Source organism: Streptomyces sp. NPDC059010, from assembly GCF_042740355.1.
In the GTDB taxonomy this organism is placed as follows: domain Bacteria; phylum Actinomycetota; class Actinomycetes; order Streptomycetales; family Streptomycetaceae; genus Streptomyces.
This window is the reverse complement of record NZ_JBHYJA010000001.1, coordinates 191,886-211,671: the sequence shown is the minus strand read 5'-3', so window position 1 is coordinate 211,671 and position 19,786 is coordinate 191,886. Positions and strand designations below refer to the sequence as shown.

Genomic DNA, 19,786 nt, shown 5'->3' with positions numbered 1-19,786 from the left:
TTGTTTTTTGGTGGGGTGGGTTTTTGTTTTTATATTCCCCGCGCTGGGGGGGGGCCGTCACTGCTATCGGGGCCCTTCACCCCCTCTTTCGTCGGCCCCCCTTCAGGAGCTCGCGCTGGAGCTACCAGGTCAGAACAACAAGCTTACTTGTTGATCTTGGTGACCTGGCCGGCGCCGACCGTCCGGCCACCCTCACGGATGGCGAACTTCAGGCCCTCTTCCATGGCGACGGGCTGGATGAGCTCCACCTTCATCTCGGTGTTGTCACCCGGCATGACCATCTCGGTGCCCTCGGGGAGGGTCACCACGCCGGTCACGTCCGTCGTACGGAAGTAGAACTGCGGACGGTAGTTGTTGAAGAACGGCGTGTGGCGGCCACCCTCGTCCTTGGACAGGATGTAGGCCTGGGCCTCGAACTCGGTGTGCGGCGTGACCGAACCGGGCTTGATGATGACCTGGCCGCGCTCGACGTCCTCGCGCTTGATGCCACGGAGCAGCAGACCGACGTTCTCACCGGCCTGGCCCTCGTCGAGCAGCTTGCGGAACATCTCGATGCCGGTGACCGTGGTGGTGGTCTTCTCCTGCTTGATGCCCACGATGTCAACGGTCTCGTTGACCTTGAGGACACCACGCTCGATACGGCCGGTGACGACCGTACCGCGACCGGTGATCGTGAAGACGTCCTCGATCGGCATCAGGAACGGCTTGTCGACGTCACGCTCGGGCTGCGGGATGTTCTCGTCCACGGCCTTCATGAGCTCAAGGACGGTGTTACCCCACTCCTTGTCGCCCTCAAGGGCCTTGAGCGCCGAGACCTTGACGACCGGCAGGTCGTCGCCCGGGAACTCGTACTCGGAGAGCAGCTCACGGACCTCAAGCTCGACGAGCTCCAGGATCTCCTCGTCGTCCACCATGTCGGCCTTGTTCAGGGCGACGACGATGTACGGAACGCCGACCTGGCGGGCCAGGAGCACGTGCTCCTTGGTCTGCGGCATCGGGCCGTCGGTGGCGGCGACCACGAGGATGGCGCCGTCCATCTGGGCAGCACCAGTGATCATGTTCTTGATGTAGTCCGCGTGACCGGGGCAGTCGACGTGGGCGTAGTGACGCGTCTCGGTCTGGTACTCGACGTGCGCGATGGAGATGGTGATACCGCGCTGGCGCTCCTCGGGAGCCTTGTCGATCTGGTCGAAGGCCGAGGCCTCGTTCAGGTCCGGGTACGCGTCGTGCAGCACCTTGGTAATGGCGGCCGTAAGGGTCGTCTTACCGTGGTCGATGTGACCGATGGTGCCGATGTTGACGTGGGGCTTAGTCCGCTCGAACTTCGCCTTCGCCACGGGGTCCTCCTGTGGAGTGGTTCTGAACGCCTTGCTTCATCGGCGCCAGGTGATCTTTGCTGGAAAGCCCGGGGCCGGGGGCATTCCCCCACAAATGCGGGTGAATGCCCCTGGCGGCTCCGGAGTCAAGCCTAAAGCGTGTGAACGCGGAGCGTTACTCGCCCTTGGCCTTCGCGATGATCTCCTCGGCGACGTTCCGCGGAACCTCGGCGTAGGAGTCGAACTGCATGGAGTAGCTGGCCCGGCCGGACGTCTTGCTGCGCAGGTCGCCGACGTAACCGAACATCTCCGAGAGGGGCACGAGGCCCTTCACGACGCGGGCACCGGCCCGCTCCTCCATGGCCTGGATCTGGCCACGGCGGGAGTTGATGTCGCCGATGACCTCACCCATGTAGTCCTCGGGCGTGGTGACCTCGACGGCCATCATCGGCTCAAGGAGAACGGGGCTGGCCTTGCGCGCGGCCTCCTTGAAGGCCTGCGAACCGGCGATCTTGAACGCGAGCTCGGAGGAGTCGACCTCGTGGTAGCCACCGTCGATCAGGGTGACGCGCACGCCGGTCATCTCGTAACCGGCGAGAATGCCGAACTGCATGGCCTCCTGCGCACCGGCGTCGACCGAAGGGATGTACTCCTTCGGGATACGACCACCGGTCACCTTGTTCACGAACTCGTACGAGGCGTCGCCGCCCTCGATCGGCTCGATCGCGATCTGCACCTTGGCGAACTGGCCGGTACCACCAGTCTGCTTCTTGTGCGTGTAGTCGACGCGCTCGACGGCCTTGCGGATCGTCTCGCGGTAGGCGACCTGCGGCTTGCCGACGTTGGCCTCGACCTTGAACTCACGGCGCATACGGTCGACCAGCACCTCAAGGTGCAGCTCGCCCATACCACCGATGATGGTCTGGCCGGTCTCCTCGTCCGAGTGGACCTGGAAGGACGGGTCCTCCTCGGCCAGGCGCTGGATCGCGACGCCCAGCTTCTCCTGGTCACCCTTCGACTTGGGCTCGATGGCGACCTGGATGACCGGCGCCGGGAAGTCCATGGACTCCAGGATCACCGGGTTCTTGTCGTCGGACAGCGTCTCACCGGTGGTGGTCTGCTTCAGGCCCATGACGGCGATGATGTCGCCGGCGCCCACCGAGTCGATCTCCTCACGCTTGTTCGCGTGCATGCGGTAGATCTTGCCGATGCGCTCCTTCTTGCCCTTGACGGAGTTCAGCACGGCGGTGCCGGACTCCAGGCGGCCCGAGTAGACCCGGACGAAGGTGAGCTTGCCGAGGTGCGGGTCGCTCATGATCTTGAACGCCAGCGCGGACAGCGGCTCGTCGTCGGACGGCTTGCGCTTGACGACCAGCTCGGGGTCCTTCACGTCGTGGCCCTCGATGGCCTCGACGTCGAGCGGGGTCGGCAGGTAGCGCACGACCGCGTCGAGCAGGGGCTGGACGCCCTTGTTCTTGAACGCGGTGCCACAGAACACCGGGGTGACCGTGGTGTCGCTGGACTTGCCGGACGCGATGGTGATGCGACGGATCGCGGCGTACAGCTGCTCCTCGGTGGGCTCCTGGCCCTCCAGGTACAGCTCCATGATCTCTTCGTCGTTCTCGGCGACGCCCTCGATCAGCTTGCCGCGGTACTCCTCGGCAGCCTCGGTGTGCGTGGCCGGGATGTCGACGACGTCGTACATCTCGCCCTTGGCGGCCTCGGCGGACCACACGAGCGCCTTCATGCGGACCAGGTCCACGACGCCCTTGAAGTCGGCCTCGGCACCGATCGGAAGCTGCATGACCAGCGGCTGCGCACCAAGGCGGTCCGAGATCATGTCGACGCAGCGGTGGAACTCGGCACCGGTGCGGTCCAGCTTGTTCACGAAGCAGATACGCGGCACGCCGTAACGGTCGGCCTGACGCCACACCGTCTCGGACTGCGGCTCCACACCGGCGACACCGTCGAACACCGTGACGGCACCGTCGAGGACGCGCAGCGAGCGCTCCACCTCGACCGTGAAGTCGACGTGCCCGGGGGTGTCGATGATGTTGATCGTGTAGTCGTTGTCCTCAAGCGGCCAGTGACAGGTGGTGGCAGCAGAGGTGATCGTGATGCCACGCTCCTGCTCCTGCTCCATCCAGTCCATGGTTGCAGCGCCGTCGTGGACTTCACCGATCTTGTAGCTGACGCCGGTGTAGAAGAGGATCCGCTCGGTGGTGGTCGTCTTGCCCGCGTCGATGTGGGCCATGATCCCGATATTGCGGACCTTGGCCAGGTCAAGTGAAGTGGTAGCCATAAGGCTTCAGTCTTCTCTCGGTCTCGATGGGGTCTGCGACTACCAGCGGTAGTGCGCGAAGGCCTTGTTGGACTCGGCCATCTTGTGGGTGTCCTCGCGCTTCTTCACGGCCGCACCGAGGCCGTTCGAGGCGTCGAGAAGCTCGTTGAGGAGACGCTCGGTCATGGTCTTCTCGCGACGGGCGCGGGAGTAACCGACCAGCCAGCGCAGCGCGAGCGTGTTGGCACGACCGGGCTTGACCTCGATCGGAACCTGGTACGTCGCACCACCGACACGGCGGGACTTGACTTCGAGGGTCGGCTTGATGTTCTCAAGCGCGCGCTTCAGCGTGATGATCGGGTCGTTGCCCGTCTTCTCACGCAGGCCCTCCATGGCGCCGTAGACGATGCGCTCGGCGGTGGAGCGCTTGCCGTTCAGCAGCACCTTGTTGATGAGCGACGTCACCAGAGGAGAACCGTAGACCGGGTCGATGATGACCGGGCGCTTCGGGGCGGGGCCCTTACGAGGCATTTCTACTTCTCCTTCTTGGCGCCGTAGCGGGAACGGGCCTGCTTGCGGTTCTTGACACCCTGGGTGTCGAGGGAGCCACGGATGATCTTGTAGCGAACACCCGGCAGGTCCTTCACACGGCCGCCGCGCACGAGCACGATGGAGTGCTCCTGCAGGTTGTGTCCCTCACCCGGAATGTAAGCGGTGACCTCGATCCCGCTGGTCAGACGCACACGCGCGACCTTACGCAGGGCCGAGTTCGGCTTCTTCGGGGTGGTCGTGAACACACGCGTGCAGACGCCACGACGCTGAGGGGAACCCTCAAGTGCGGGCGTCTTGTTCTTCTCGACCTTGTCCTGCCGGCCCTTACGGACCAGCTGCTGGATCGTAGGCACTACTTCTCCGGTTTCTGTGTGCCGAATGGTGAAGCTAACCTGGAACGTCGCCGACCCACGCGGTCGGGTGTGTCGAATCCGGCGGATTCCCGCCGCGAGGCGAAAAGAGCACAGATTACGGTGGCCGCTCACAGCTCGCTATGCGGTTGAAGGCACGCACGAGAGCCAGGGCACACCCCAGGCACAAGGTCTGAGCGTACCTACCTCAAACGCTACGGTCAAAACAAATGGGCCTAGCCCGCATCGCCATGCGGTCCATGTCAAGACCGCACGACGGATTTGATCTTCGAATCCGGGTTCGGCCACGTCAGCGGACCGATCACTCACCGCTCGCTCCGCCCGCCCACAGGGGTCATGCGGACCCGGACCCGGACACGGCCGCGGCCACCACCATCAGCGTCAGCAGGACCGCCCAGGCGGCCGTCGACAGCCACCCGAGGACGAGCCCGGTCATCGCGAGAGCGTCGCCGCCCTCTCCCGTACGGCGTATCTCGGAGCGCGCGCTGTGTCCGAGCACCACGGCCGGGATGCCCGTCAGCCCGAAGCTCACCAGGCACAGCACACCGCAGACGGCGGAGCCGATCGCCTTGCCGTTGGTCTGCGGCCGGGACACCGGCAGGAACGTCCGCGGTACGGGCGTGACGGGCGCCGGCTGCGGTACAGGCCCCTGGGGCAAGTCGGCCACCAGCAGCGCCAGTTCGCCCACCGTACGGGCCGCGTAGGCCTGCGCGACGCGCTTCTCGAACTCGGGCTGTTCCAGGCGCCCTTCGCCGAAGCCGGCTCTGAGCACGTCCACGGCACGCTCGCGGTCGGCGTGCGAGGCGAGCATCGCCGGGGCGCCGGGCCCGGACCACGGCTGTGGGGCAGCGCCGCCCTGCCACGGCTGCGGCGGGCCGCTCCCCTGCCACGGCTGCCAGGGCTGCCACGACGGTTGTGCCATGGAGAGCACCTCCCCCGTACTGGTCGGAGTCTCTCCATGATGCTCCGAACCGGCATGGGTGGCATCGGGGTCCACCCCGATAAAACCCGGAGGCGCCGTCCGGGACGCCCGGGCACGCCGAAGGGCGGCCACCCCGGGAGGTGACCGCCCTTCAGTGCGTCAGACGCACGCCTTACTGGTTGTACGGACCGTAGTCGTAGTCCTCCAGCGGAACGGCCTGGCCGGAGCCCGTGCCGAACGGCGAGTAGTCGATGTCGTCGTAGCCGACGGCCGAGTACATCGCGGCCTTGGCCTCCTCGGTCGGCTCGACCCGGATGTTGCGGTAGCGGGACAGACCCGTACCGGCCGGGATGAGCTTACCGATGATGACGTTCTCCTTGAGGCCGATGAGCGAGTCGGACTTGGCGTTGATCGCCGCGTCCGTGAGGACTCGCGTCGTCTCCTGGAAGGACGCCGCCGACAGCCAGGACTCCGTGGCCAGCGAGGCCTTGGTGATACCCATGAGCTGCGGACGACCGGAGGCCGGGTGACCGCCCTCCTGGACCACACGACGGTTCTCGGTCTCGAACTTCGAGCGCTCGACCAGCTCACCGGGCAGCAGCTCGGCGTCGCCGGACTCGATGATCGTCACACGGCGGAGCATCTGCCGGATGATGATCTCGATGTGCTTGTCGTGGATCGACACACCCTGCGAGTTGTAGACCTTCTGGACCTCGCCGACCAGGTGGACCTGGACGGCACGCTGGCCCAGAATGCGCAGCACGTCGTGCGGGTTGGTGGCACCCACGGTGAGCTTCTGGCCCACCTGGACGGCCTCGCCCTCGCTGACCAGGAGTCGGGCACGCTTCGAGATCGGGAACGCCGTCTCGTCGCTGCCGTCGTCCGGGGTGACGACGATCTTCTTGGTCTTCTCGGTCTCCTCGATCCGCACGCGGCCCTGGGCCTCGGAGATCGGGGCGACACCCTTCGGGGTACGGGCCTCGAAGAGCTCGACGACACGCGGCAGACCCTGGGTGATGTCGTCACCGGCCACACCACCGGTGTGGAAGGTACGCATCGTCAGCTGGGTACCGGGCTCACCGATGGACTGGGCGGCGATGATGCCGACCGCCTCACCGATGTCGACCAGCTTGCCGGTGGCGAGCGAACGGCCGTAGCACATCGCGCAGGTGCCGACGGCGGACTCGCAGGTCAGGACCGAGCGGGTCTTGACCGTCTCGATGCCGGCGGCGACCAGCTGGTCGATGAGGACGTCACCGAGGTCGACGCCCGCCGGGGCGAGCACCTTGCCGTCGACGACGATGTCCTCGGCGAGGCAGCGTGCGTACACGCTGGTCTCGGCGTTGTCCGCCTTGCTCAGGACGCCGTCGGCGCCGCGCTCGGCGATGGCCAGCTTGAGGCCGCGCTCGGTGCCGCAGTCCTCCTCGCGGATGATGACGTCCTGCGAGACGTCCACCAGACGACGGGTCAGGTAACCCGAGTCGGCGGTACGCAGGGCGGTGTCCGCCAGACCCTTACGGGCACCGTGCGTGGAGATGAAGTACTCCAGCACGGACAGGCCCTCACGGAAGGACGCCTTGATCGGACGCGGGATGGTCTCGTTCTTGGCGTTCGACACCAGACCACGCATACCGGCGATCTGCCGCATCTGCATCATGTTTCCTCGGGCACCCGAGTCAACCATCATGAAGATGGGGTTCGTCTTGGGGAAGTTCTCGTTCATCGCCTCGGCGACCTCGTTGGTCGCCTTGGTCCAGATCGCGATGAGCTCCTGAGTGCGCTCTTCCTTGGTGATCAGACCGCGCTCGTACTGCTTCTGGACCTTCTCGTCCTGCGCCTCGTACCCGCGGACGATCTCCTTCTTCGCCTCGGGAACGACGACGTCGGAGATGGCCACGGTGACACCGGAACGGGTCGCCCAGTAGAAGCCGGCCGCCTTCAGGTTGTCGAGCGTCGCCGCCACGATGACCTTGGGGTAGCGCTCGGCGAGGTCGTTGACGATCTCGGAGAGCTGCTTCTTGCCCACCGAGTAGTCGACGAACGGGTAGTCCTCGGGCAGCAGCTCGTTGAAGAGCGCGCGGCCCAGGGTCGTCCGCAGCCGGAAGGTGTCACCCTGCTGCCACTCGGGCTCGCCCTCCTCCTGCGCCGGCGGGGTCCAGCCGCGCGGCGGGATGGTGCCCACCGGGAAGCGGATGTCGATCGCCGACTGCAGCGCGAGCTCACCGGCGTCGAACGCCATGATCGCCTCGGCCGTGGAGCCGAAGGACCGGCCCTCGCCCTTGGTGTCACGCAGCTCGCCGTCGGTGGTGAGGAAGAACAGACCGAGAACCATGTCCTGGGTCGGCATCGTCACCGGACGGCCGTCGGCGGGCTTGAGGATGTTGTTCGAGGACAGCATCAGGATGCGGGCCTCGGCCTGCGCCTCCGCGGACAGCGGCAGGTGCACGGCCATCTGGTCACCGTCGAAGTCCGCGTTGAACGCGGTGCAGACGAGCGGGTGGATCTGGATGGCCTTGCCCTCGACCAGCTGCGGCTCGAAGGCCTGGATGCCGAGGCGGTGCAGGGTGGGAGCACGGTTCAGCAGCACCGGGTGCTCGGCGATGACCTCTTCGAGGACGTCGTACACGACCGTGCGGCCGCGCTCCACCATGCGCTTGGCGCTCTTGATGTTCTGCGCGTGGTTCAGGTCGACCAGGCGCTTCATCACGAACGGCTTGAAGAGCTCCAGCGCCATCGCCTTGGGCAGACCGCACTGGTGCAGCTTCAGCTGCGGACCGACGACGATCACGGAACGCGCGGAGTAGTCCACACGCTTACCGAGCAGGTTCTGACGGAATCGACCCTGCTTACCCTTCAGCATGTCGCTGAGGGACTTCAGCGGGCGGTTGCCCGGACCGGTGACCGGGCGACCACGACGACCGTTGTCGAAGAGGGCGTCAACAGCCTCCTGAAGCATGCGCTTCTCGTTGTTGACGATGATCTCCGGAGCACCCAGGTCGAGCAGGCGCTTCAGACGGTTGTTGCGGTTGATCACACGGCGGTACAGGTCGTTCAGGTCGGAGGTCGCGAAGCGGCCACCGTCCAGCTGCACCATCGGGCGAAGGTCCGGCGGGATGACCGGCACGCAGTCCAGCACCATGCCCTTGGGGCTGTTGCTGGTCTGCAGGAACGCGGAGACGACCTTCAGGCGCTTGAGCGCACGGGTCTTCTTCTGGCCCTTGCCGGTGCGGATGATCTCGCGGAGCTTCTCGGCCTCTTCGTCCAGGTCGAAGGACTCCAGGCGCTTCTGCAGTGCCGCGGCACCCATCGAACCGTCGAAGTACGTGCCGAAGCGGTCACGCAGCTCGCGGTAGAGGAGCTCGTCGCCCTCCAGGTCCTGGACCTTGAGGTTCTTGAACCGGGTCCACACCTCGTCCAGGCGGTCGATCTCGCGCTGCGCACGGTCACGCAGCTGCTTCATCTCACGCTCGGCACCCTCGCGCACCTTGCGGCGCACGTCGGCCTTGGCGCCCTCGGCCTCCAGCTCGGCCAGGTCGGACTCAAGCTTCTTGGCGCGAGCCTCCAGGTCGGAGTCCCGGCGGTTCTCGATCTGCTGCCGCTCGACCGAGACATGCGCCTCCAGGGAGGGCAGGTCGCGGGTACGACGCTCCTCGTCGACGTACGTGATCATGTACGCCGCGAAGTAGATGACCTTCTCCAGGTCCTTCGGGGCGAGGTCGAGCAGGTAGCCCAGCCGCGACGGAACGCCCTTGAAGTACCAGATGTGCGTAACGGGCGCGGCCAGCTCGATGTGGCCCATCCGCTCACGGCGCACCTTGGCGCGCGTGACCTCGACGCCACAGCGCTCACAGATGATGCCCTTGAAGCGAACGCGCTTGTACTTGCCGCAGTAGCACTCCCAGTCCCGGGTCGGACCGAAGATCTTCTCGCAGAAGAGTCCGTCCTTTTCGGGCTTGAGGGTGCGGTAGTTGATGGTCTCGGGCTTCTTGACCTCGCCGTGGCTCCACTGACGGATGTCGTCAGCGGTGGCCAGACCGATCCGGAGCTCATCGAAGAAGTTGACGTCGAGCACTATGCGTCAATCCCTCTCAGGGTTGTAAGTCTTGGGGTCTGAAACGGGGGCCTGGGGGTCGGCGGGGCCCTGTGGGTGAGGGCCCCGCCGGACTCCCGTCAGACCTCTTCGACGCTGCTCGGCTCGCGCCGGGACAGGTCGATGCCGAGCTCCTCCGCTGCGCGGAAGACGTCCTCGTCGGTGTCACGCATCTCGATGGACATACCGTCGCTGGACAGCACCTCCACGTTCAGGCAGAGCGACTGCATCTCCTTGATGAGCACCTTGAAGGACTCGGGGATGCCGGGCTCGGGGATGTTCTCGCCCTTGACGATGGCCTCGTAGACCTTCACGCGGCCGGTGACGTCGTCGGACTTGATGGTCAGCAGCTCCTGGAGGGCGTACGCGGCGCCGTAAGCCTCCAGCGCCCACACCTCCATCTCACCGAAGCGCTGGCCACCGAACTGGGCCTTACCACCCAGCGGCTGCTGGGTGATCATGCTGTACGGGCCGGTCGAGCGGGCGTGCAGCTTGTCGTCGACCAGGTGGTGCAGCTTGAGGATGTACATGTACCCGATGGAGATCGGGTCCGGGAACGGCTCACCGGAGCGGCCGTCGAACAGCCTCGCCTTACCGGTCGGCTGCACCATGCGCTCGCCGTCGCGGTTCGGGATGGTGTGCTGCAGCAGACCCGCGAGCTCGTCCTCGCGCGCACCGTCGAAGACGGGGGTCGCGACGTTCGTGCCCGGGTCGACCTGGTCGGCGCCGATCGCCTGGAGGCGCTGCGCCCACTCGTCCGCGAGGCCGGAGACGTCCCAGCCGCGGCTGGCGAGCCAGCCGAGGTGGATCTCCAGGACCTGTCCCGGGTTCATTCGGGACGGCACGCCCAGCGGGTTGAGAATGATGTCGACCGGAGTTCCGTCTTCGAGGAACGGCATGTCCTCGATGGGAAGGATCTTCGAGATGACACCCTTGTTGCCGTGCCGGCCGGCGAGCTTGTCACCGTCGGTGATCTTGCGCTTCTGCGCGACGTAGACGCGCACCAGCTGGTTCACACCGGGGGGAAGCTCGTCGCCCTCCTCGCGGTCGAAGACGCGGACGCCGATGACCTTGCCGGTCTCGCCGTGCGGCACCTTCAGCGAGGTGTCACGGACCTCACGGGCCTTCTCACCGAAGATCGCGCGCAGCAGGCGCTCCTCCGGCGTCAGCTCGGTCTCACCCTTCGGTGTCACCTTGCCGACGAGGATGTCACCGGCGATGACCTCGGCACCGATGCGGATGATGCCGCGCTCGTCGAGGTCGGCGAGGACCTCCTCGGAGACGTTCGGGATGTCCCGGGTGATCTCCTCGGGGCCGAGCTTGGTGTCACGGGCGTCGACCTCGTGCTCCTCGATGTGGATCGAGGAGAGGACGTCGTCCTGCACGAGGCGCTGCGACAGGATGATCGCGTCCTCGTAGTTGTGACCCTCCCACGGCATGAACGCCACGAGCAGGTTCTTGCCCAGCGCCATCTCGCCGTTCTGGGTGGCCGGACCGTCGGCGAGGACCTGGCCCTCGATGACGCGGTCGCCCTCAAGGACGATGACCTTCTGGTTGACCGAGGTGCCCTGGTTGGAACGGGCGAACTTGGCCAGGCGGTACGTGATGTACGTGCCGTCGTCGTTGGCGGTGGTGATGTAGTCGGCGGAGACCTCCTGGACCACACCCGCCTTCTCGGCCTTGACCACGTCGCCGGCGTCGACGGCGGAGCGGTACTCCATGCCGGTGCCGACGAGCGGGGCCTCGGACTTAATCAGCGGCACGGCCTGACGCATCATGTTCGCGCCCATGAGGGCACGGTTGGCGTCGTCGTGCTCAAGGAACGGGATCATGGCGGTCGCGACCGACACCATCTGGCGCGGCGAGACGTCCATGTAGTCGACGTCCTCGCCACCGACGTAGTCGACCTCGCCGCCACGACGGCGGACCAGGACGCGGGCCTCGGCGAACCGCATGTCGTCGTTGAGCGTGGCGTTGGCCTGCGCGATGACGAAGCGGTCCTCCTCGTCGGCGGTCAGGTAGTCCACCTCGTCGGTGACCTGGCCGTCGACGACCTTGCGGTACGGCGTCTCGACGAAGCCGAACGCGTTGACCCGGCCGTACGAGGCGAGCGAACCGATCAGACCGATGTTCGGGCCTTCGGGCGTCTCGATCGGGCACATACGGCCGTAGTGAGACGGGTGCACGTCACGGACCTCGAAGCCGGCCCGCTCACGGGACAGACCACCCGGGCCGAGCGCGGACAGACGACGCTTGTGCGTCAGCCCGGACAGCGGGTTGTTCTGGTCCATGAACTGCGACAGCTGGCTGGTGCCGAAGAACTCCTTGATGGAGGCGACGACCGGCCGGATGTTGATCAGGGTCTGCGGCGTGATCGCCTCGACGTCCTGGGTCGTCATGCGCTCACGGACGACACGCTCCATACGCGCCAGACCCGTACGGACCTGGTTCTGGATGAGCTCGCCGACGCTGCGCAGACGACGGTTGCCGAAGTGGTCGATGTCGTCGGTCTCGACAACGATCGTCTGACCGCTGTCGGCGACCGTCTCGGCCTCGCCCGCGTGCAGCTTCACCAGGTACTTGATCGTCGAGATGACGTCCTCGACGGTCAGGATGCCGGCGTCGAGCGGGGCGTCCGCACCCAGCTTCTTGTTGACCTTGTAGCGGCCGACCTTGGCGAGGTCGTAGCGCTTCGGGTTGAAGTACAGGTTCTCAAGGAGCGTCTGCGCGGCCTCACGCGTGGGGGGCTCGCCCGGACGCAGCTTGCGGTAGATGTCGAGCAGCGCGTCGTCCTGGCCCTGGGTGTGGTCCTTCTCCAGGGTGGCGCGCATCGACTCGTACTCGCCGAACTCCTCAAGGATCTGCTCGGTGGTCCAGCCGAGCGCCTTGAGCAGGACGGTGACGGACTGCTTGCGCTTGCGGTCGATACGGACACCGACCATGTCGCGCTTGTCGATCTCCATCTCCAGCCAGGCACCCCGGGACGGGATGATCTTGGCCGAGAAGATGTCCTTGTCGGACGTCTTGTCGATGGAGGAGTCGAAGTAGACACCGGGCGAACGGACGAGCTGCGACACCACGACACGCTCGGTGCCGTTGATGACGAAGGTGCCCTTGTTCGTCATGAGCGGGAAGTCGCCCATGAAGACCGTCTGGGACTTGATCTCGCCGGTCTCGTTGTTGGTGAACTCAGCCGTCACGAAGAGCGGGGCGGCGTACGTGAAGTCGCGCTCCTTGCACTCGTCGATGCTGTTCTTCGGCGGCTCGAAACGGTGGTCGCGGAACGTCAGCGACATCGACCCGGAGAAGTCCTCGATCGGGGAGATCTCCTCGAAGATCTCCTCCAGACCGGACTTGGTGGGGACGTCCTGACCGGACTCCAGAGCCTCCTCGACCCGACTCTGCCAGGCGGTGTTCCCGAGCAGCCAGTCAAAGCTCTCGGTCTGCAGCGCGAGCAGGTTGGGAACCTCAAGAGGCTCCTTGATCTTTGCAAAGGAGATGCGCAGCGGGGCGGTGCTGGCGCCGTTGTTCATATTCGCGGTCGAGGCGTTGCGCGAGGCGGCCAAGAGGGGGTCCTTCCGAGGGCTCGGACTCACTACGCGCGTACCGGCCCCTCACCGGGGCACGTAGACAGGGGTTTCCCTCTCCAACCAAAGAATGGCCAGGTCAGGGATGGTCCGGTCATCGGTGCTCAAGCGAGGGCATGCCCCTGGTGACGGGCAGGGGACAGCTAACAGGCAGCGCAAAGGGTCAGTGTAGCCACTTGGCACACTGATGTCCAGTGCGGGTTTTTCGCGACCCTCGTTGTTCTCAACGCCCTCGGCATGCTTGCCCTCAATGCACGTTGATACTGCCCTCTTCGTCGCCGATCCATGCCTCGGATTCGGATCCTTGTGGCGACGCGTCCTGAGAATTGCGCGCTGCGTGCGGTTCGTCAAGGCCCCCATGCCCGAACCCAGGACGGCCCGGAGACACGACGAAGATCACCATACCCCCCGCCCGCGCGGGTGCAAGGCAACCGTGGCCGCGCCCCCAGGAACGCCGAAGAGCGACCACCCGAATGGATGATCGCTCTTCGGTGCGACTGCGTTACAGCCCTGGACGGCTGCTTTCAGCACGCGCGGCGGTCGTACCCGACCGCGTAGGCCTGCTCGGCCGGAAGGTCTTACTTGACCTCGACGGAGGCGCCGGCGCCCTTGAGGGACTCGGCGGCCTTCTCGGCGGCGTCCTTGGCGACCTTCTCAAGAACGGGCTTCGGGGCGCCGTCCACGAGGTCCTTGGCCTCCTTCAGGCCCAGGGAGGTCAGCTCACGCACGACCTTGATGACCTGGATCTTCTTGTCGCCGGCACCGGTGAGGATGACGTCGAACTCGTCCTTCTCCTCGACGGCCTCGGCGGCGGCGCCACCAGCGGCACCACCGGCGACGACGACCGGCGCGGCAGCGGCGGCGGTGACGTCGAACTTCTCCTCGAACGCCTTCACGAACTCGGAGAGCTGGATCAGGGTCATGTTCTCGAACTCGGCGAGCAGTTCGTCCTGGGTGAGAGCCACGATGGCTTTCCTTCCACTAAATTCGGCTGGTGCCGGATGTACATGTCTGGCGGGCGTACGTTCGGCCCGCTACGACCACCGCGTCAGGCGGCGGTCATTGTGCGAGCCGAGTTACTCGGCACCGCCCTGCTCGTCCTGCTTGGCGCGCAGCGCGTCCACGGTGCGGACGAGCTTCGACGGCAGCGCCTGGAAGACGGAGGCAGCCTGGGACTGCTTCGCCTTGAAGGCACCGGCCAGCTTGGAGAGCAGAACCTCGCGGGACTCAAGGTCCGCAAGCTTCTTGATCTCGTCGGCGCTGAGCGCCTTACCGTCAAGGACACCGCCCTTGATGACGAGATTCGGGTTGTCCTTGGCGAAGTCACGGAGACCCTTCGCCGACTCCACCGGGTCACCGGTGACGAAGGCGACAGCCGTCGGACCGTTGAACAGGTCGTCCAGCGTGTTGATCCCGGCCTCGTTGGCCGCAATCTTGGTCAGCGTGTTCTTCACCACGGCGTACTGGGCGTTCTCACCGAGCGAACGACGCAGCGTCTTGAGCTGCGCCACGGTGAGACCGCGGTACTCGGTAAGCACGGCAGCGTTGGAGTTGCGGAACTGCTCCGTCAACTCGGCCACTGCGGCAGCCTTGTCGGGCCTCGCCATGAGCCTCGGCCTCCTTCCGGGTGATTCTGACCGCGCGGACCCGAAGGAGGACTGGGGAAAACGAAACGCCCCGGCGCAGGCGCACGGGGCGGACTCGACCGGTTGAACGCGCTTGACGCACGCACTCCGGGAGTTCTTCCACTGTCACCTGCGCGGGTCGTCCGCATTTTCAGCGGATCCTTCGGCCACCGCACTCTCTTGCGAGCGCACGGCAACGACCAGCGGTCTTGGGCTTCTGTAGGAGAGTACGGGACTCGATCGCCGTCAGGCAAATCGGCCCGTACGGCCCTGCTCGCGCAGTTCCACGCCCAGCTTCTCAGAGTCCCTCGGAGTCCCTCAGCAGGTCCTTGAGGTCCGCGGTGTCCCCCGTCGGAGGTCTCTGGACCGCGGCCTTCACTCCGTAGTCGCTGTAGTACGCGGTCTGGGTGAGCGGTCCCGTGGCCGTCCGGCCCTTCTCGACCTTCTTGACCAGCAGGTTCCGGTGGTCGACCCATATGTCGACGGTCTGGGAAGTGACGCCCTCGCCGTGCACCGTGCCGGAGTAGTGCGAGGTGCGCCCGCCGCTGACCGTCTCCTCGCCGACCTTCCGTACGTCCTTGGAGGACAGCAGCAGCTTCACCGACGTGTGCGGCGCGGTGCCGCGCATCTGGTCCGCGAGGTCGGCTCCGGAGCTGCCGGCGAGCTGTTCCAGGTCGTCGTAGGCGTACTTGATCCAGTGCTTGCCATCGGCCTTCTCGGCGAACGCCTCGCCCATGCGCGCGTAATAGGCGTCGGGGAGGTAGCGGGCCTCCATCGACGTGGTGCCGAGGCGGCGCATCGTGTCGGCCGTCGTGCCGCCGGTGTAGGTGATCTTCAGGGCGCCGGTGAGGCCGTCGCGCCAGGCGAGGGTGCCGTCAGCCTTCATGGAGAGCGCCGAGCCCATGCTGGTCGTGGACTTGACCCGGGCGGACCGGGCCTGGTCGGTGGAGCGTTCGACGGTGCGCAGGGCGGCCGTGACGGCGCGGGAGGGCGTGGCGCGGGCCTTCTCGTCGGAGCGGCCGGAGGAGGTGCAGGCGGCCAGAGCCGCCAGCGCGGTCAGCAGCGCGATCCAGAACGCCGACCGGCGCGCCCTCGTGCTCGTCATTCGTCCCCCCCCTGTGCGAACCCCGTGAATGAAAGTTAACCCAGGGCACTGACAAACGGATGGAGACGACGGACGGAGACGACGGACGGGGGCAAAGGCCGGAGACAGGGGACGGGCCCCGCACCCGGGAAGGGTGCGAGGCCCGTCGTACAGCCTGGTGAGCCGGTGGCTCAGACCGCGGCCGGGTCCTCCTCGACGAGGAGGTTGCGGGTGCGGTTCGGGTCGAGCGGGATGCCGGGGCCCATCGTGGTGGTGATGGCGGCCTTCTTGATGTAACGACCCTTGGCGGCGGACGGCTTCAGACGGAGGATCTCCTCCAGCGCGGCGCCGTAGTTCTCCACCAGCTTGGTGTCGTCGAAGGACACCTTGCCGATGATGAAGTGCAGGTTCGAGTGCTTGTCGACGCGGAACTCGATCTTGCCGCCCTTGATCTCGGTGACGGCCTTGGCCACGTCGGGGGTGACGGTGCCGGTCTTCGGGTTCGGCATCAGACCACGCGGACCGAGCACGCGGCCGAGGCGGCCGACCTTGCCCATGAGGTCCGGGGTGGCGACGACGGCGTCGAAGTCCAGGCGGCCCTTCGAGACCTCGTCGATCAGTTCGTCGGAGCCGACGATGTCGGCGCCCGCGGCCTCCGCGGCCGCAGCACGGTCACCGGTCGCGAAGACCAGGACCCGGGCGGTCTTACCGGTGCCGTGCGGAAGGTTCACGGTGCCACGGACCATCTGGTCGGCCTTACGCGGGTCGACACCCAGACGGAAGGCGACCTCGACGGTGCCGTCGAACTTGGTCGTGGACGTCTCCTTGGCGAGACGGACGGCCTCAAGCGGGGCGTACTGCTTGTCCCGGTCGATCTTGGCGTCCGCAGCGCGGAGAGTCTTGCTGCGCTTGCTCACTACTGCTCCTGTGTGTGCTTAGGAGTCGTGGTCCGGGCCGAGCAGGGCCCTTCCACGTGTCTGCTTGTCGTACGGGGGTTGAGGTCAGCCCTCGACCGTGATGCCCATGGAACGGGCGGTGCCGGCGATGATCTTCGACGCGGCGTCCAGGTCGTTGGCGTTGAGGTCGGGCATCTTCGTGGTGGCGATCTCGCGGACCTGCGCCTCGGTGATCTTGGCGACCTTGGTCTTGTGCGGCTCGCCAGAGCCCTTCTCGACACCAGCGGCCTTGAGGATCATCTTCGCGGCCGGCGGGGTCTTGGTGATGAAGGTGAAGGAACGGTCCTCGTAGACCGTGATCTCCACCGGGATGACCCAACCGCGCTGCGACTCGGTCGCGGCGTTGTAGGCCTTGCAGAACTCCATGATGTTGACGCCGTGCTGACCCAGCGCGGGGCCGACCGGCGGAGCCGGGTTGGCCGCACCGGCCTGGATCTGGAGCTTGATAAGCCCCGTGACCTTCTTCTTCTTGGGAGGCATGCTCTCTCCGGGTCCTTAGTGAGAGGTGTTCCGCCTTCATCCGTCCCGCTGGTCACCTGGAACGGTGAACGTCCGGATCATCCGGATGGAGGCATACCGCACAACGATAACGGGTAACGCGTCAGGACCAAAACCGGCAGCTCAGGCAACCGGTCGTGCGCACCCCGCGCCCTCGCCCCGGCCCCTGGGTCCCGGCCGCCGCGCGACGGCCGGGACCGAGAGCCGGAGGGGCGGTCAGCAGCGCTTCGCGGTCGTGGCCTGTCCCGGCACCGGGTCACCCGGTGCGCGCAGCGTTCCGATGGCCGAGGTGCACTCACCGGCCGTGTCGGCGGGCAGGGACCAGAACTCCTGGCCGTTGGTGGCGTTCCACCAGTCCTGGCCCACGATCTCGTCACGGGCGTAGCTGTAGACGCCGGTGCTGACGTCGTAGTCCTTGACCTTGTCGCGGTAGCTCTGCCAGACCCAGACGTAGCCGTAGTTCGCCTTGCACCTGGGCGAGTAGAACTGCTTCACCGAGGCGACGTGCGCGCCGGCCCGGTTGATGTAGGCGGTGGCGCCGATCTGGTAGGCGTCGGAGCAGACACCGGCGGCCTGCGCCTTGGCGCTGAGCGGGTTGCCGGCCTCGGACGGGGCGGTCGAACGGGCGGTCAGGTTCTGCTTGCCCGGCGAAGGGGCCGGGCCGGTACCGGCGACCGCGGAGGTCGTGGACAGCAGCACACAGGCGGACGCCGCCGCCGCGACCAGGATGGATCGAGCACGCATGAGGAAGTTCCCCCACTTCTTGGTGTGTGACTCGGTGTGTGACTCGGAAGACGCCGAAGGCTGACGCGGGCAGCGAGCAGCCCAGGGCAAACCGCCACAAAGAGCTGGGGAACACCATGAAGAACGCTGTCCACGCGTTTCGGTCATCAAGTCAGACCTGTGGTGGCACCGGATGGTTGTGGTGCAACACACATTTATTGGGAACGCGGTCGTCGCGCGTGCTGACACATACGACGAAAAGGGCCTCCCACCAGCGGAAAACCGCCGACGGAAGGCCCTTCGTGAAGAGCTGCCGTACTGCTTAGTTCTTCTGGATCTGGTCGAAGGAGAGCTCGACCGGCGTCTCGCGGCCGAAGATCTCCACCAGGCCCTTGACCTTCTTCGAGTCGGCGTTGATCTCGTTGATCGTGGCCTGCAGCGTGGCGAACGGACCGTCGGTGACGGTGACCGAGTCGCCGACCTCGAAGTCCAGCACCTGGACCTCGACCTTGCGCTGCGGGGCGGGCTTGCCCTCGGCCTCGGCGGCCTCGCGGGCGGCCTTCTCCTCGGCCTCCGGGGCGAGCATCTTGACGATCTCGTCCAGGGTCAGCGGGTACGGGTCGTAGGCGTTGCCCACGAAGCCGGTGACGCCGGGGGTGTTGCGGACAACGCCCCAGGACTCGTTGGTCAGGTCCATACGGACGAGGACGTAACCCGGCAGCTTGTTCTGCTTGATCGTCTTGCGGTCGCCGTTCTTGATCTGGACGACCTCTTCCTGCGGCACCTCGGCCTGGAAGATGTAGTCCTCGACGTTCAGCGAGACGGCGCGCTGCTCCAGGTTGGTCTTCACGCGGTTCTCGTAACCGGCGTAGGTGTGGATGACGTACCACTCGCCGGGCAGCGTGCGAAGCTCCTCGCGCAGGGCGACGACGGGGTCGACGGGCTCGGCCTCCTCCTCGGGGGCCTCTTCCGTGTCCTCGGCGTCCTCCACGTGCAGCGCGGCCTCCTCGGCCGGCTCGCCCGCCTCGGCATCGGCAGCCTCGACCTCGTCCTGGTCGTCGTCCGCGCCCTCGACGATGTCGAGCTCGTCTTCCACGGACTCATCCGGCTCGACGGTGTCGTTCAGGTTCTGGTCAGACACGGTGGCTGCTTCTTCCTGGATACATAGGGGTGGAACATGCGAAAGGGGCGCCGGTAACCACGGCGCCCTTCGCTCTTGGCTCAGCCGAAGACGTACTTGGCAGCGTGGTCGAGCCCATAGTCAATCACGGTCACCAGGCCAATCATGATGACCACGAAGATGATCACCACGGTGGTGTACGTCGTCAGCTGATTGCGCGTAGGCCAGACGACCTTGCGGAGTTCCGCGACGATCTGGCGGTAGAAGAGCGCGAGTCGCTTCAGCGGGCCCTTCTTGGCACGCTTGCCGCCCTTGCGGGTCTTCTTGCTGGACTCCGGCGCCTCATCCTGGGCATCAGGCATGTCGATGGAGCCCACGGCGTCCGTCACTCGTCCTCACCTGATTCCGGGTCGTGGCCGTGCCGCGCCCGGTCTGAGCCGCACGGCGATGCAATGCTGTACGTACATGCGCACACATCCTGGCGAAGGTGTGTGTAGCAGGGCCGGAGGGACTTGAACCCCCAACCGCCGGTTTTGGAGACCGGTGCTCTACCAATTGAGCTACGACCCTTTGGTTCGTCCCCCAACGTACCGCATCCAACCGGGTGCTCGGTGTGCACCGTCCGGCTGCGGGCCGTTGAAGGCCAACGAGGTGAGAGTGT

The 19,786-nt window shown here is 66.1% G+C and carries 15 protein-coding genes and 1 tRNA gene; all 16 read right to left on the bottom strand.

All coding sequences use genetic code 11. The features are described 5' to 3' along the window. Positions 1 to 143: 143 nt before the first annotated feature. Positions 144 to 1,337, bottom strand: a complete 1,194-nt coding sequence (gene tuf / locus ACFWYS_RS01040; protein WP_030046358.1) for an elongation factor Tu — start codon at positions 1,335 to 1,337, stop codon at positions 144 to 146. 154 nt (positions 1,338 to 1,491) lie between these two features. Beyond that, positions 1,492 to 3,618 carry an elongation factor G gene (gene fusA, locus ACFWYS_RS01035; protein ID WP_190073629.1) on the bottom strand — a complete coding sequence of 709 codons (2,127 nt, stop codon included), beginning with the start codon at positions 3,616 to 3,618 and terminating at the stop codon, positions 1,492 to 1,494. Positions 3,619 to 3,657: 39 nt separating this feature from the next. Next, positions 3,658 to 4,128, bottom strand: coding sequence for a 30S ribosomal protein S7 (gene rpsG / locus ACFWYS_RS01030; RefSeq protein ID WP_003992340.1), 471 nt, complete (start codon positions 4,126 to 4,128; stop codon positions 3,658 to 3,660). Positions 4,129 to 4,130: 2 nt separating this feature from the next. Further along, on the bottom strand, positions 4,131 to 4,502 hold the full coding sequence (rpsL, locus tag ACFWYS_RS01025) for a 30S ribosomal protein S12 (RefSeq protein ID WP_003948652.1): 372 nt from the start codon (positions 4,500 to 4,502) through the stop codon (positions 4,131 to 4,133). 352 nt (positions 4,503 to 4,854) lie between these two features. After that, complete coding sequence (locus tag ACFWYS_RS01020; RefSeq protein ID WP_384761837.1) at positions 4,855 to 5,442, bottom strand: DUF1707 and DUF4190 domain-containing protein; 588 nt, start codon at positions 5,440 to 5,442, stop codon at positions 4,855 to 4,857. A gap of 172 nt (positions 5,443 to 5,614) precedes the next feature. After that, positions 5,615 to 9,514 carry a DNA-directed RNA polymerase subunit beta' gene (locus tag ACFWYS_RS01015; protein WP_384761835.1) on the bottom strand — a complete coding sequence of 1,300 codons (3,900 nt, stop codon included), beginning with the start codon at positions 9,512 to 9,514 and terminating at the stop codon, positions 5,615 to 5,617. 98 nt (positions 9,515 to 9,612) lie between these two features. Continuing rightward, positions 9,613 to 13,098: a DNA-directed RNA polymerase subunit beta gene (rpoB, locus tag ACFWYS_RS01010; protein ID WP_384761833.1), complete on the bottom strand. Its 3,486-nt coding sequence runs from the start codon at positions 13,096 to 13,098 to the stop codon at positions 9,613 to 9,615. Between the two features lie 599 nt (positions 13,099 to 13,697). Further along, positions 13,698 to 14,087, bottom strand: coding sequence for a 50S ribosomal protein L7/L12 (rplL, locus tag ACFWYS_RS01005; protein ID WP_272112900.1), 390 nt, complete (start codon positions 14,085 to 14,087; stop codon positions 13,698 to 13,700). Between the two features lie 108 nt (positions 14,088 to 14,195). After that, on the bottom strand, positions 14,196 to 14,726 hold the full coding sequence (gene rplJ / locus ACFWYS_RS01000) for a 50S ribosomal protein L10 (protein WP_272112615.1): 531 nt from the start codon (positions 14,724 to 14,726) through the stop codon (positions 14,196 to 14,198). A gap of 316 nt (positions 14,727 to 15,042) precedes the next feature. Further along, positions 15,043 to 15,849, bottom strand: a complete 807-nt coding sequence (locus tag ACFWYS_RS00995) for a hypothetical protein (protein ID WP_384761830.1) — start codon at positions 15,847 to 15,849, stop codon at positions 15,043 to 15,045. Positions 15,850 to 16,019: 170 nt separating this feature from the next. Beyond that, positions 16,020 to 16,745 (bottom strand): 50S ribosomal protein L1, encoded by a 726-nt coding sequence (gene rplA / locus ACFWYS_RS00990; protein ID WP_384761828.1) that lies wholly within the window; start codon positions 16,743 to 16,745, stop codon positions 16,020 to 16,022. Between the two features lie 84 nt (positions 16,746 to 16,829). After that, positions 16,830 to 17,264: a 50S ribosomal protein L11 gene (gene rplK / locus ACFWYS_RS00985; protein WP_016645192.1), complete on the bottom strand. Its 435-nt coding sequence runs from the start codon at positions 17,262 to 17,264 to the stop codon at positions 16,830 to 16,832. Between the two features lie 234 nt (positions 17,265 to 17,498). Then, on the bottom strand, positions 17,499 to 18,026 hold the full coding sequence (locus ACFWYS_RS00980) for a hypothetical protein (protein WP_384761826.1): 528 nt from the start codon (positions 18,024 to 18,026) through the stop codon (positions 17,499 to 17,501). A 301-nt stretch (positions 18,027 to 18,327) separates the two neighbouring features. Then, positions 18,328 to 19,146: a transcription termination/antitermination protein NusG gene (nusG, locus tag ACFWYS_RS00975; RefSeq protein WP_384761824.1), complete on the bottom strand. Its 819-nt coding sequence runs from the start codon at positions 19,144 to 19,146 to the stop codon at positions 18,328 to 18,330. An 80-nt stretch (positions 19,147 to 19,226) separates the two neighbouring features. Further along, positions 19,227 to 19,514 carry a preprotein translocase subunit SecE gene (gene secE / locus ACFWYS_RS00970; RefSeq protein WP_272112609.1) on the bottom strand — a complete coding sequence of 96 codons (288 nt, stop codon included), beginning with the start codon at positions 19,512 to 19,514 and terminating at the stop codon, positions 19,227 to 19,229. 108 nt (positions 19,515 to 19,622) lie between these two features. Next, positions 19,623 to 19,695, bottom strand: a tRNA-Trp gene (locus ACFWYS_RS00965). Between the last annotated feature and the right edge of the window lie 91 nt (positions 19,696 to 19,786).